Origin of the sequence: Pseudomonas sp. MWU349, assembly GCF_017947325.1 — a bacterium.
GTDB classification, from domain to species: Bacteria; Pseudomonadota; Gammaproteobacteria; order Pseudomonadales; family Pseudomonadaceae; genus Aquipseudomonas; species Aquipseudomonas protegens.
The window spans coordinates 180,569-193,820 of the sequence record NZ_JAFEVP010000008.1; the positions used below are offsets into that span (position 1 = coordinate 180,569).

Below are 13,252 nucleotides of genomic sequence, written 5' to 3' on the forward strand. Positions count from 1 at the left end.
GGGGGTCGCACTCCCTGGGTAGTGGTTGCCTGACCAGTGCACTCCCCAACAACTTTGCCCTGATTGTTAGGGGCTCTTCAGTGTGAAAAAAGCCGTGAATAGCCAACGACCTGTAAACCTAGACCTAAGGACCATCAAACTCCCCATCACCGGCGTTACGTCGTTTCTTCACCGTGTTTCCGGCATCATCCTCTTCCTGGGCATCGGCATCATGCTTTATGCATTGAGCAAATCCCTGGGTTCCGAGGAAGGCTATGCCGAGGTGAAGGCGTGCTTGACCAGTCCGCTGGCCAAATTCGTTGCATGGGGCCTCCTGTCCGCCTTGCTGTATCACTTGGTGGCCGGTGTACGCCATCTGATTATGGACATGGGCATCGGTGAGACGCTGGAAGGCGGCAAGCTGGGCTCGAAAATCGTTATCGCCGTATCCGTGGTGGTAATCGTTCTGGCGGGAGTTTGGATATGGTAACCAGCGTTACGAACCTGTCGCGTTCGGGCCTTTATGACTGGATGGCACAACGTGTGTCTGCGGTCGTTCTCGCGGCTTATTTCATTTTCCTGATCGGATACCTCGTAGCGAATCCGGGCATTGACTACACCCAGTGGCATGGCCTGTTCGCAAACAACTGGATGCGTATCTTCAGTCTGCTGGCCATGGTGGCCCTGGGCGCTCACGCCTGGGTCGGCATGTGGACCATCTCGACTGACTACCTGACGCCGATGGCGCTGGGCAAGTCGGCCACAGCAGTACGTTTCCTTTTCCAGGCAGTATGCGGCGTCGCGATGTTCGCTTACTTCGTCTGGGGTGTGCAGATTCTCTGGGGTATCTGATTCATGGCTAACATTCCAACCATTTCATTCGACGCCATCATCATTGGCGGCGGCGGCGCCGGCATGCGTGCCGCACTGCAGCTGGCCCAGGGCGGCCACAAGACTGCGGTGATCACCAAGGTGTTCCCGACCCGTTCGCACACTGTGTCTGCCCAGGGCGGCATCACTTGCGCGATCGCCTCGGCGGACCCGAACGATGACTGGCGCTGGCACATGTACGATACCGTCAAGGGTTCCGACTACATCGGTGACCAGGACGCTATCGAATACATGTGTCAGGAAGGCCCGGCTGCGGTCTTCGAACTGGACCACATGGGTCTGCCGTTCTCCCGTACCGAAACCGGTCGTATCTACCAGCGTCCTTTCGGCGGTCAGTCCAAGGACTACGGCAAGGGCGGCCAGGCTGCTCGTACTTGCGCAGCGTCCGACCGTACCGGTCACGCACTGCTGCACACCCTGTATCAGGGCAACCTGAAAGCCGGCACCACCTTCCTCAACGAGTGGTACGCAGTCGATCTGGTGAAGAACCAGGACGGCGCCTTTGTCGGCGTGATCGCTATCTGCATCGAAACCGGCGAAACCACCTACATCCGCTCCAAGGCCACCGTTCTGGCCACCGGCGGTGCAGGTCGTATCTACGCCTCCACCACCAACGCCCTGATCAACACCGGTGACGGCGTTGGTATGGCGCTGCGTGCTGGCGTTCCGGTGCAAGACATCGAAATGTGGCAGTTCCACCCGACCGGTATTGCCGGCGCTGGTGTACTGGTAACCGAAGGTTGCCGTGGTGAGGGTGGTTACCTGATCAACAAGCATGGCGAGCGTTTCATGGAGCGTTATGCTCCGAACGCCAAAGACCTGGCTGGCCGCGACGTTGTTGCGCGCTCCATGGTCAAGGAAATCATCGCCGGCAACGGCTGTGGCCCGAACGGCGACCACGTGATGCTCAAGCTCGACCACCTGGGCGAGGAAGTGCTGCACAGCCGCCTGCCAGGCATCTGCGAGCTGTCCAAGACCTTTGCGCACGTTGACCCGGTGGTTGCTCCGGTTCCGGTCGTTCCAACCTGCCACTACATGATGGGCGGCGTTGCCACCAACATTCATGGCCAGGCCATCACCCAGAACGCCGCTGGCGAAGACACCATCATCCCTGGCCTGTTCGCAGTGGGTGAAGTGGCTTGCGTATCGGTACACGGCGCCAACCGTCTGGGCGGCAACTCGCTGCTGGACCTGGTGGTGTTCGGCCGTGCAGCCGGTCTGCACCTGGAAAAAGCGCTGACCGACGGTATCGAATACCGCGACGCCAGCGACACCGACGTAGATGTTGCCCTGAACCGCCTGGCCAAGCTCAACGAGCGCACCACCGGTGAAGACGTCGCAACCCTGCGTCGCGAGCTGCAGAACTGCATGCAGAACTACTTCGGTGTATTCCGTACCGGCGAATACATGCAGAAGGGTATCGCCCAGCTGGCTGACCTGCGCGAGCGTATCGCCAACGTCAAGATCAACGACAAGTCTCAAGCTTTCAACACTGCGCGTATCGAAGCACTTGAGCTGCAGAACCTGCTGGAAGTGGCCGAAGCCACTGCCATCGCTGCCGAAGTGCGCAAAGAGTCCCGCGGCGCTCATGCCCGTGAAGACTTCGAAGACCGTGACGACGAAAACTGGCTGTGCCACACCCTGTACTTCCCGGGTGAGAAGCGCGTTGCCAAGCGTGCGGTCAACTTCTCGCCGAAGACTGTTCCGACTTTCGAACCAAAAGTCCGGACTTACTAAAGGGTGATCGATATGTTGCAAGTTGAAGTTTATCGTTACAACCCCGACACCGACTCGGCTCCGAAAACCCAGGTTTTCCAGGTTGACACCGGTGGCAAGGACTTGATGGTGCTGGACGTGCTGGCCCTGATCAAAGAGCAGGACGAAGGTTTTTCCTACCGTCGTTCCTGCCGTGAAGGCGTTTGCGGTTCCGATGGCATGAACATCAACGGCAAGAATGGTCTGGCGTGCATCACGCCACTGTCTGCCGTGGTCAAGAAGAACAAGCTGGTTATTCGTCCTCTGCCAGGTCTGCCGGTTATCCGTGACCTGGTCGTCGATATGAGCATCTTCTACAAGCAATACGAGAAGGTGAAGCCCTTCCTGCAGAACGATACGCCGGCTCCGGCCATCGAACGTCTGCAGTCCCCGGAAGAGCGCGAGAAGCTCGACGGTCTGTACGAGTGCATCCTGTGCGCTTGCTGCTCGACCTCTTGCCCGTCCTTCTGGTGGAACCCGGACAAGTTCCTGGGTCCAGCTGCCCTGCTGCAAGCCTACCGCTTCCTGGCAGACAGCCGTGACACCAAGACGTCCGAGCGTCTGGCTTCCCTGGACGACCCGTTCAGCGTATTCCGCTGCCGGGGCATCATGAACTGCGTCAACGTTTGTCCGAAGGGCCTGAACCCGACTAAGGCCATCGGTCACATTCGTAACATGCTGCTGCAGAGTGGCGTGTGATTCAGCTGTTGTACCCGTAGGACCGCTGTACCCGTAAAAGCCACGGCGCGGGCTTCAACCCGCGTCATGGCTCTAACCTGAGCAGCAGCTCACAAAGTGGCTGCTCTATATTTTGAAGAAATGAGACAAGCAGGGGCATCCGGGCTGGTACCCGGACTATCAGCGTGATCCTAAGTGGCTTGTTTTGGTCGCTGCATTCGGACTTCTGCAAGCTTGCTCGGTGTCGTCGCCGGTGGTGTTCCCCTAACCGAGGGTGACCAAGCATGCAAGAAAGCGTGATGCAGCGCATGTGGAACAGCGCCTACCTATCCGGTAGTAACGCTGCCTATGTGGAAGAGCTCTACGAGCTCTACCTGCACGACCCTAACGCTGTGCCAGAAGAGTGGCGCACTTACTTTCAGAAGTTGCCTACCGACGGCAGCACTGCCATCGATGTTTCGCACTCGACAATCCGCGATCATTTCGTCTTGCTGGCAAAGAACCAGCGCCGCGCCCAACCGGTATCCGCCGGTAGCGTGAGCAGTGAGCACGAGAAGAAGCAAGTTGAAGTGCTGCGATTGATCCAGGCCTATCGGATGCGTGGCCACCAGGCAGCCCAGCTGGACCCGCTGGGGCTGTGGCAGCGTCCTGCACCTGCAGACCTGTCGATCAATCATTACGGCTTGACCAATGCCGATCTTGATACGACCTTCCGTGCCGGCGACCTGTTCATCGGCAAAGAGGAAGCGAGCCTACGCGAAATTCACGAAGCGTTGCAGCAGACATATTGCCGCACCATTGGCGCTGAATTCACGCACATCACCGATTCCGAGCAGCGTCAGTGGTTCCAGCAGCGTCTGGAAAGCGTACGCGGCCGTCCGACCTATTCCGCCGACATCAAGAGCCACCTGCTCGAGCGCGTCACTGCGGCTGAAGGCCTGGAAAAATACCTGGGTACCAAATACCCGGGCACCAAGCGTTTCGGTCTGGAAGGCGGCGAGAGCCTGATTCCGATGCTCGACGAGCTGATCCAGCGTTCCGGTTCCTACGGCACCAAGGAAGTGGTGATCGGCATGGCCCACCGTGGCCGTCTGAACGTGCTGGTCAACACCTTCGGCAAGAACCCGCGCGAGCTGTTCGACGAGTTCGAAGGCAAGAAGAAGGTCGAGCTGGGTTCCGGTGACGTTAAATACCACCAGGGCTTCTCGTCCAACGTAATGACCACCGGTGGCGAAGTTCACCTGGCGATGGCGTTCAACCCGTCCCACCTGGAAATCGTTTCTCCAGTGGTCGAAGGTTCGGTGCGCGCCCGTCAGGACCGTCGCAACGACCAGACCGGCGACAAGGTTCTGCCGATCTCGATCCACGGTGACGCGGCATTCGCCGGCCAGGGCGTGGTGATGGAAACCTTCCAGATGTCCCAGACCCGCGGTTTCCGTACCGGCGGCACTGTGCACATCGTGATCAACAACCAGGTCGGTTTCACCATCAGCAACCCGCTGGACTCGCGCTCCACCGAGTACGCCACCGACGTTGCGAAGATGATCCAGGCGCCGATCCTCCATGTGAATGGTGATGATCCGGAAGCCGTGCTGTTCGTGACCCAGCTGGCCATCGACTACCGCATGCAGTACAAGCGCGACGTGGTGATCGACCTGGTCTGCTACCGTCGTCGCGGCCACAACGAGGCCGACGAGCCAAGCGGCACCCAGCCACTGATGTATCAGCAGATCGCCAAGCAGCGCACCACCCGTGAACTGTATGCCGATCGCCTGACCCAGGGCGGTGTGCTCGACGCAGAGCGTGTTCAGGCGAAAGTCGACGAATACCGCAACGCGCTGGACAACGGTTTGCACGTGGTCAAGAGCCTGGTCAAGGAGCCGAACAAAGAGTTGTTCGTGGACTGGCGTCCGTACCTGGGCCATACCTGGACCGCGCGTCACGACACCACCTTCGACCTCAAGACTCTTCAGGAACTGTCCGCCAAGCTGCTGGAGCTGCCGGAAGGCTTCGTGGTTCAGCGTCAGGTCGCGAAGATCTACGAAGACCGTCAGAAGATGCAAGCCGGCGGCCTGCCGATCAACTGGGGTTACGCTGAAACCATGGCGTACGCGACCCTGGCGTTCGAAGGTCACCCGATCCGCATGACCGGCCAGGACATCGGCCGCGGCACCTTCTCGCACCGCCATGCCGTGTTGCACAACCAGAAAGATGCCAGCACCTATATCCCGCTGCAGCATCTGTTCGACGGTCAGCCGCGCTTCGACCTGTACGACTCGTTCCTGTCGGAAGAAGCGGTACTGGCATTCGAATACGGCTACTCGACCACCACGCCTAATGCGCTGGTGATCTGGGAAGCCCAGTTCGGCGACTTCGCCAACGGTGCACAAGTAGTGATCGACCAGTTCATCACCAGCGGCGAGCACAAGTGGGGCCGTCTCTGCGGTCTGACCATGCTGCTGCCACACGGTTATGAAGGTCAGGGTCCCGAGCACTCCTCGGCTCGTCTGGAGCGTTACCTGCAGCTGTGCGCCGAGCACAACATCCAGGTATGCGTACCGACCACGCCGGCTCAGATCTACCACTTGCTGCGTCGCCAGGTGATTCGTCCGCTGCGCAAGCCGCTGGTCGTGCTGACACCGAAATCCCTGCTGCGTCATAAACTGGCCATCTCGACCCTGGAAGATCTGGCGGAAGGTTCGTTCCAGACCGTTATCCCGGAAATCGATGCCCAGGATCCAAAAGACGTGGGTCGCATCATTCTGTGTAGCGGCAAGGTCTACTACGACCTGTTGGAAAAACGCCGTGCCGAAGGTCGTGACGACATCGCCATCGTGCGTATCGAGCAGCTGTACCCATTCCCTGAGGACGACCTGATCGAAGTCCTGGCTCCGTACAAAAACGTCAAACACATCGTTTGGTGTCAGGAAGAGCCGATGAACCAGGGTGCCTGGTACTGCAGCCAGCATCACATGCGTCGCATCATCAGCGGTCACAACAAGTCGCTCGTACTCGAGTACGCGGGCCGTGACGCTTCTGCTGCTCCAGCTTGTGGTTATGCATCGATGCACGCTGAGCAGCAGGAAAAACTGCTGCAAGATGCCTTTACTGTTTAACGCCTTCGCGCACCTGAAACCGAATTTAAGGAACCACAGATAATGGCTATCGAGATCAAAGCCCCCACTTTCCCGGAATCGGTTGCCGATGGCACCGTTGCCACCTGGCACAAGCAACCGGGCGACGCCGTCAAGCGTGACGAGCTGATCGTTGACATCGAGACCGACAAGGTCGTGCTGGAAGTTCTGGCCACCGCTGACGGCGTGCTGGGCGCTATCGTCAAGAACGAAGGCGACACCGTTCTGTCCGACGAAGTCCTGGGCTCCATCGTTGAAGGCGGCGCCGCTGCCGCTGCTCCTGCTGCCGCCGCCGCTCCGGCCGCTGCCGCTGCTGCCCCGGCTGCTGCCGATGGCGAAGACGATCCAATCGCTGCTCCTGCCGCGCGCAAGCTGGCTGAAGAAAACGGTATCAACATCGCTTCCGTTGCCGGTACCGGCAAAGGCGGCCGTGTGACCAAGGAAGACGTGGTCGCTGCTGTTGCCGCGAAGAAAGCCGCTCCGGCTGCCGCGCCTGCCAAGGCTCCGGCTCCTGCCGCTGCTGCTCCGGTCTTCGCTGCCGGTGATCGCGTCGAGAAGCGCGTGCCTATGACCCGCCTGCGTGCCAAGGTTGCCGAGCGTCTGGTTGAAGCCCAGTCGAACATGGCGATGCTGACCACCTTCAACGAAGTCGACATGACTGAAGTCATGGCCCTGCGTTCGAAGTACAAGGACCTGTTCGAGAAGTCCCACAATGGCGTACGCCTGGGCTTCATGTCGTTCTTCGTCAAGGCCGCCACCGAAGCCCTGAAGCGCTTCCCGGCTGTCAACGCCTCGATCGACGGTTCCGACATCGTCTACCACGGCTACGCCGACATCGGTGTTGCGGTCTCCAGCGACCGTGGCCTGGTGGTTCCGGTTCTGCGTAACGCCGAACTGATGAGCCTGGCCGAAATCGAAGGCGGCATCGCCACCTTCGGCAAGAAGGCCCGTGACGGCAAGCTGTCGATGGAAGAGATGACCGGTGGTACTTTCACCATCACCAACGGTGGTACTTTCGGTTCGATGATGTCGACCCCGATCGTCAACCCGCCACAAGCCGCGATCCTGGGCATGCACAACATTCTGCAGCGTCCTATGGCGATCAACGGTCAAGTGGTCATCCGTCCGATGATGTACCTGGCGCTGTCCTACGATCACCGCCTGATCGACGGTAAAGAAGCCGTGACGTTCCTGGTGACCATCAAGAACCTGCTGGAAGACCCGGCTCGTCTGCTCCTGGACATCTAAAAAGCAGCTGCATGCTGCAAGCGGGAAGCGTCGCGCCCCAGGGCAAGAGGCTTCAAGCTTGTGGCTGCAGCTTCTAGCTTGCCGTTAAAAGGAACCTTTTATGACTCAGAAATTCGACGTGGTAGTGATTGGCGCGGGCCCAGGCGGTTATGTCGCCGCAATCAAGGCCGCACAACTCGGTTTCACCACCGCTTGCATCGAGAAGTACACCGATAAAGAGGGCAAGCTGGCCCTCGGTGGTACTTGCCTGAACGTCGGTTGCATTCCTTCCAAGGCGCTGCTGGACAGCTCCTGGAAATTCCACGAAGCCCAGGACGGTTTTGCCATCCACGGTATCAACCACGCTGGCGTGACCATGGATGTACCCGCCATGGTGGGTCGCAAGGCCAACATCGTCAAAGGCCTGACCAGCGGTGTTGCCACCCTGTTCAAAGCCAATGGCGTCACTTCGATCCAGGGCCACGGCAAACTGCTGGCCGGCAAGAAAGTCGAAGTCACCAAGCCTGACGGTTCGGTTGAAGTGATCGAAGCCGAAAACGTGATCCTGGCTCCGGGCTCGCGTCCGATCGACATTCCACCGGCTCCGGTCGACCAGAATGTGATCGTCGACTCCACCGGCGCTCTGGAATTCCAATCCGTACCAAAACGCCTGGGCGTGATCGGCGCTGGCGTCATCGGCCTGGAACTGGGTTCGGTATGGTCGCGCCTGGGTGCGCAAGTGACTGTCCTGGAAGCCCTGGACACTTTCCTGATGGCAGCCGACACCGCTGTTTCCAAGGAAGCGCTGAAAACCCTGACCAAGCAAGGCCTGGACATCAAGCTGGGCGCTCGCGTGACCGGCTCCAAGGTCAACGGCGAAGAAGTCGTGGTCACCTACACCGACGCCAATGGCGAGCAGACCATCACTTTCGACAAGCTGATCGTTGCCGTTGGTCGCCGCCCGGTGACCACCGACCTGCTGGCCGCCGATTGCGGCGTGACCCTCGACGAGCGCGGTTTCGTGCACGTTGACGATCACTGCGCTACCACCGTACCGGGCGTCTACGCCATCGGTGACGTGGTGCGCGGCATGATGCTGGCTCACAAGGCCTCGGAAGAGGGCATCATGGTTGCCGAGCGCATCAAGGGCCACAAAGCCCAGATGAACTATGACCTGATCCCTTCGGTTATCTATACTCACCCGGAAATTGCATGGGTCGGTAAAACCGAGCAGGCCTTGAAAGCTGAAGGCGTTGAAGTTAACGTCGGCACCTTCCCGTTCGCCGCCAGCGGCCGTGCCATGGCAGCCAACGACACCGGTGGTTTCGTCAAAGTCATCGCCGATGCCAAGACTGACCGCGTATTGGGCGTCCACGTGATTGGCCCAAGCGCTGCGGAACTGGTTCAGCAAGGTGCGATCGGCATGGAATTCGGCACCAGCGCCGAAGACCTGGGCATGATGGTTTTCTCCCATCCGACCCTGTCCGAAGCCCTGCACGAAGCAGCTCTGGCTGTGAATGGCACTGCCATCCACATTGCCAACCGCAAGAAACGCTAAGCAATAATAAGAAACCACGGCGGTTGGCCCGTCGTGAGCCTTGTGCGCAAGACTCACCGCGGAATATCCGCTGGACTCGACCTCTCGAGGTAGCGCCACACACTGGACCGGGGCCCAGGCTCCGGGTTCAGGTGTGGCGCTGGTTTTGAGAGTAGCGGTCACAGGTGGTGCGGCACTCAATCTTGAGCGCAGCGCCGAATGCGCAGTACCTAACGAAGACGGTAAAAAGCATGAATCTTCACGAGTATCAGGGTAAGCAGCTGTTCGCTGAATACGGCCTGCCAGTATCCAAAGGCTACGCGGTAGACACCCCGGAAGAAGCAGCAGAAGCTTGCGACAAAATCGGCGGCTCCGAGTGGGTTGTCAAAGCCCAGGTTCACGCCGGTGGTCGCGGTAAAGCGGGCGGCGTTAAGCTGGTTCGCAGCAAAGAAGACGCTAAGGCATTCGCTCAGCAGTGGTTGGGCAAGCGTCTGGTGACCTATCAGACTGACGCCAATGGTCAGCCTGTCACCAAGATCCTGGTTGAATCGTGCACTGATATCGCTAAAGAGCTGTACCTGGGCGCTGTCGTTGACCGTTCGAGCCGTCGCATCGTGTTCATGGCTTCCACCGAAGGTGGCGTGGACATCGAGAAAATCGCTCACGACACTCCAGAAAAAATTCTCAAGGCCACTATCGATCCACTGGTTGGCGCTCAGCCATTCCAGGGTCGCGAGCTGGCTTTCCAACTGGGTCTGGAAGGCAAGCAAGTTGCCCAGTTCGCCAAGATCTTCGTAGGTCTGGCCAAACTGTTCCAGGATCACGATCTGGCCCTGCTGGAAGTGAACCCGCTGGTGATCAAGGCCGACGGCGATCTGCACTGCCTGGACGCGAAGATCAACATCGACGCCAACGCCATGTACCGTCAGCCTAAGCTGAAAACCTTCCACGATCCGTCCCAGGACGATCCGCGCGAAGCCCACGCTGCCAAGTTCGAACTGAACTACGTAGCTCTGGAAGGCAACATCGGCTGCATGGTCAACGGTGCCGGCCTGGCCATGGGTACCATGGACATCGTCAACCTGCACGGCGGCAAGCCAGCCAACTTCCTCGACGTAGGTGGTGGTGCTACCAAAGAGCGCGTGACCGAAGCCTTCAAGATCATCCTGTCCGACACCAACGTCGCTGCAGTACTGGTCAACATCTTCGGCGGCATCGTTCGTTGCGACATGATTGCCGAGGGCATCATCGGCGCCGTGAAAGAAGTCGGCGTGAAAATCCCGGTTGTTGTTCGCCTTGAAGGCAACAACGCTGAACTGGGCGCTAAAGTACTGGCAGAAAGCGGCTTGAACATCATCGCTGCTACCAGCCTGACCGACGCTGCTCAACAAGTTGTCAAAGCTGCGGAGGGCAAATAATGAGCGTCCTGATCAATAAAGACACCAAAGTTATCTGCCAGGGCATTACCGGTTCGCAAGGTAGTTTCCACACCCAGCAAGCCATCGAATACGGCACCAAGATGGTTGGCGGCGTAACTCCTGGCAAAGGCGGCACCGAGCACCTGGGCCTGCCAGTGTTCAACACCGTGAAAGACGCTGTAGCTGCCACTGGCGCCACCGCCAGCGTGATCTACGTTCCAGCTCCTTTCTGCAAGGACTCGATCCTGGAAGCGGCCTTCGGCGGCATCAAGCTGATCGTCTGCATCACCGAAGGCATTCCTACCCTGGACATGCTGGACGCCAAGGTTAAGTGCGACGAGCTGGGTGTTACCCTGATCGGCCCTAACTGCCCAGGCGTGATCACCCCAGGCGAATGCAAGATCGGCATCATGCCAGGTCACATTCACTTGCCAGGCAAGGTCGGTATCGTTTCCCGTTCCGGCACCCTGACCTATGAAGCTGTTAAGCAGACTACTGACGCCGGTTTCGGTCAGTCCACCTGCGTCGGCATCGGTGGTGACCCGATCCCGGGTTCGAACTTCATCGACATCCTGAAGCTGTTCCAGGAAGACCCGAAGACCGAAGCGATCGTGATGATCGGTGAGATCGGCGGTTCGGCTGAAGAAGAAGCGGCTGCCTACATCAAGGCTCACGTGACCAAGCCGGTTGTTTCCTACATCGCTGGTGTGACTGCTCCTCCGGGCAAGCGCATGGGCCATGCTGGCGCAATCATCTCCGGCGGCAAAGGCACTGCAGACGAGAAATTCGCTGCTCTGCAAGACGCAGGCGTGAAAACCGTGCGTTCGCTGGCAGACATCGGCAAGGCCCTGGCCGAGCTGACCGGTTGGGCTGTCAAGTAAGCCTCGCGCTTAGCTGACGCTTCAACCACAAAGGCCACCTTCGGGTGGCCTTTGTGCTTTCTGCCGTAGGAGATCTGCATCCTGCACAGAGCTTGGGGGAAATATAATTTCAAAAATGCGACATCATTCTGTCGCATATCGGATAGTTCGCCCTGGAACAGTGCGCTTGTCTTACCGATTCTGTAATCTAGCCGCCTCTTTTTGCGTCTGCTGCCCACAAGGTCGCTGCGCGCTAAACGGGTCAGTCTTATACGGACTGACAGCATTTCCCTCACCCATAAGGGAAATCCCTCTCTAAATTCCGATTCAGTAGTGTGGTATTTCCTTAATGAAAGTGTTGAAAGGTCAGGACATCCTGGCACTCGGCTTTATGACTTTTGCCCTGTTCGTCGGGGCCGGCAACATCATTTTCCCGCCCATCGTCGGCCTGCAGTCCGGACCCAATGTCTGGATGGCGGCGCTGGGCTTCCTGATCACCGCGGTCGGTCTGCCGGTGATCACCGTGGTTGCCCTGGCCAAGGTCGGCGGTGCCATGGACGCGCTGAGCACGCCTATCGGCAAGCTGGCCGGTGGCTTGCTGGCAGCGGTCTGCTACCTGGCGGTAGGCCCGCTTTTCGCCACGCCACGTACCGCTACCGTGTCCTTTGAAGTGGGCCTGGCGCCGCTGACCGGCGAAAGCCCGCTGGCGCTGTTCCTCTACAGTTCGGCGTACTTCCTGCTGGTGTTCTTCATCTCCCTGTACCCGGGTCGCCTGCTGGACACCGTCGGACGCTTCCTGGCGCCGCTGAAGATCATCGCCCTGGCTGTACTGGGCATCGCGGCCTTTGCCTTGCCTGCCGGCGACATCGGCACCGCTACTCCCGAGTACGTTGCAGCGCCGTTCTCCCAGGGCTTCATCAATGGTTACCTGACCATGGATACCCTGGGCGCGCTGGTGTTCGGCATCGTCATCGTCAATGCCATCCGTTCCCGCGGGGTCGAGTCGCCTCGGCTCATTACTCGTTATGCCGTGATCGCCGGCCTGATCGCCGGGGTCGGCCTGGCGCTGGTCTACGTCAGCCTGTTCCGCCTGGGCTCGGGCAGCCATGAAGTGGCCGCCGGTGCCAGCAACGGCGCCGCGGTATTGCACGCCTATGTGCAGCACACCTTCGGTTCCCTGGGCAGCGGCTTCCTCGCGGTACTGATTTCCCTGGCCTGCCTGGTAACCGCCGTGGGCCTGACCTGCGCCTGCGCCGAGTACTTCAGCCGTGTCCTGCCGCTGTCCTACAAGACGCTGGTGGTGATCCTCGCGGCGTTCTCGCTGCTGGTATCGAACCTGGGCCTGACCAAGCTGATCGCATTTTCGATCCCTGTGCTGACCGCGATTTACCCGCCGTGCATCGCCCTGGTGGCCCTGAGCTTCTGCAAGGACTTCTGGCAGGATCAGCGCCGTATCGTCGGCCCGGTGATGCTGGTGTCCTTCGTCTTCGGCCTGATCGATGCCCTCAAGGGCGCGGGCCTGGCCGGCTGGATGCCAACCCAGCTGTCGCACTTGCCGCTGAGCGAGCAGGGCCTGGCGTGGCTGGTGCCGTCGGTGATCGTGCTGGTGGTGGCAGTGATCTGCGATCGCCTGCTGGGCAAGCGCAGCGAAGCCCTGGCCTGACCTGAAGTTGCTGGCCCAGGGCCGCCACAAGCGGCCCCGAGCCTGCTAAAAAAATGCCCCGCATCGATGGATGCGGGGCATTTTTTATGGCCGCACCGCGGTGTCTTTTT

At 59.5% G+C, this 13,252-nt stretch carries 10 protein-coding genes; all 10 read left to right on the top strand.

Annotation, left to right across the window (positions count from 1 at the left end; all coding sequences use genetic code 11):
* The first annotated feature begins 82 nt into the window (after nucleotides 1-82).
* The 10 genes from sdhC to brnQ all read left to right on the top strand — a co-directional run bounded on the left by sdhC (nucleotide 83) and on the right by brnQ (nucleotide 13,142).
* Nucleotides 83-469: a succinate dehydrogenase, cytochrome b556 subunit gene (gene sdhC / locus KCG88_RS28225; RefSeq protein WP_015634665.1), complete on the top strand. Its 387-nt coding sequence runs from the start codon at nucleotides 83-85 to the stop codon at nucleotides 467-469.
* The gene (gene sdhD, locus KCG88_RS28230) at nucleotides 463-831 is read left to right on the top strand and encodes a succinate dehydrogenase, hydrophobic membrane anchor protein (protein ID WP_011060049.1); all 369 of its coding nucleotides are present in this window, start codon (nucleotides 463-465) and stop codon (nucleotides 829-831) included. The genes sdhC and sdhD overlap by 7 nt, the downstream gene beginning before the upstream one ends.
* Nucleotides 832-834: 3 nt before the next feature.
* Entirely contained in the window at nucleotides 835-2,607 is a 1,773-nt protein-coding gene (sdhA, locus tag KCG88_RS28235; RefSeq protein ID WP_011060050.1) for a succinate dehydrogenase flavoprotein subunit, read from the top strand.
* 12 nt (nucleotides 2,608-2,619) lie between these two features.
* Nucleotides 2,620-3,324 carry a succinate dehydrogenase iron-sulfur subunit gene (locus KCG88_RS28240; protein ID WP_022643104.1) on the top strand — a complete coding sequence of 235 codons (705 nt, stop codon included), beginning with the start codon at nucleotides 2,620-2,622 and terminating at the stop codon, nucleotides 3,322-3,324.
* A gap of 263 nt (nucleotides 3,325-3,587) precedes the next feature.
* A complete protein-coding gene (locus KCG88_RS28245) occupies nucleotides 3,588-6,419 on the top strand; it encodes a 2-oxoglutarate dehydrogenase E1 component (protein WP_047284630.1) in 2,832 nt (943 codons plus the stop codon).
* 42 nt (nucleotides 6,420-6,461) lie between these two features.
* Nucleotides 6,462-7,685 carry a 2-oxoglutarate dehydrogenase complex dihydrolipoyllysine-residue succinyltransferase gene (gene odhB, locus KCG88_RS28250; protein ID WP_025128636.1) on the top strand — a complete coding sequence of 408 codons (1,224 nt, stop codon included), beginning with the start codon at nucleotides 6,462-6,464 and terminating at the stop codon, nucleotides 7,683-7,685.
* A 100-nt stretch (nucleotides 7,686-7,785) separates the two neighbouring features.
* The gene (lpdA, locus tag KCG88_RS28255) at nucleotides 7,786-9,222 is read left to right on the top strand and encodes a dihydrolipoyl dehydrogenase (protein WP_011060054.1); all 1,437 of its coding nucleotides are present in this window, start codon (nucleotides 7,786-7,788) and stop codon (nucleotides 9,220-9,222) included.
* Between the two features lie 230 nt (nucleotides 9,223-9,452).
* Complete coding sequence (gene sucC / locus KCG88_RS28260; RefSeq protein ID WP_009047768.1) at nucleotides 9,453-10,619, top strand: ADP-forming succinate--CoA ligase subunit beta; 1,167 nt, start codon at nucleotides 9,453-9,455, stop codon at nucleotides 10,617-10,619.
* A complete protein-coding gene (sucD, locus tag KCG88_RS28265) occupies nucleotides 10,619-11,500 on the top strand; it encodes a succinate--CoA ligase subunit alpha (protein WP_003223019.1) in 882 nt (293 codons plus the stop codon). The genes sucC and sucD overlap by 1 nt, the downstream gene beginning before the upstream one ends.
* A 328-nt stretch (nucleotides 11,501-11,828) precedes the next feature.
* On the top strand, nucleotides 11,829-13,142 hold the full coding sequence (gene brnQ, locus KCG88_RS28270) for a branched-chain amino acid transport system II carrier protein (RefSeq protein ID WP_047284631.1): 1,314 nt from the start codon (nucleotides 11,829-11,831) through the stop codon (nucleotides 13,140-13,142).
* The last annotated feature ends 110 nt before the right edge of the window (nucleotides 13,143-13,252 follow it).

Bases quoted from the DNA above. Each gene is read 5' to 3' on its own strand.
- KCG88_RS28245 (WP_047284630.1), top strand. From the start codon at position 3,588: ATGCAAGAAAGCGTGATGCAGCGCATGTGGAACAGCGCCTACCTATCC.
- sucC (WP_009047768.1), top strand. From the start codon at position 9,453: ATGAATCTTCACGAGTATCAGGGTAAGCAGCTGTTCGCTGAATACGGC.
- odhB (WP_025128636.1), top strand. From the start codon at position 6,462: ATGGCTATCGAGATCAAAGCCCCCACTTTCCCGGAATCGGTTGCCGAT.
- sucD (WP_003223019.1), top strand. From the start codon at position 10,619: ATGAGCGTCCTGATCAATAAAGACACCAAAGTTATCTGCCAGGGCATT.
- sdhD (WP_011060049.1), top strand. From the start codon at position 463: ATGGTAACCAGCGTTACGAACCTGTCGCGTTCGGGCCTTTATGACTGG.
- KCG88_RS28240 (WP_022643104.1), top strand. From the start codon at position 2,620: ATGTTGCAAGTTGAAGTTTATCGTTACAACCCCGACACCGACTCGGCT.
- lpdA (WP_011060054.1), top strand. From the start codon at position 7,786: ATGACTCAGAAATTCGACGTGGTAGTGATTGGCGCGGGCCCAGGCGGT.
- sdhA (WP_011060050.1), top strand. From the start codon at position 835: ATGGCTAACATTCCAACCATTTCATTCGACGCCATCATCATTGGCGGC.
- brnQ (WP_047284631.1), top strand. From the start codon at position 11,829: ATGAAAGTGTTGAAAGGTCAGGACATCCTGGCACTCGGCTTTATGACT.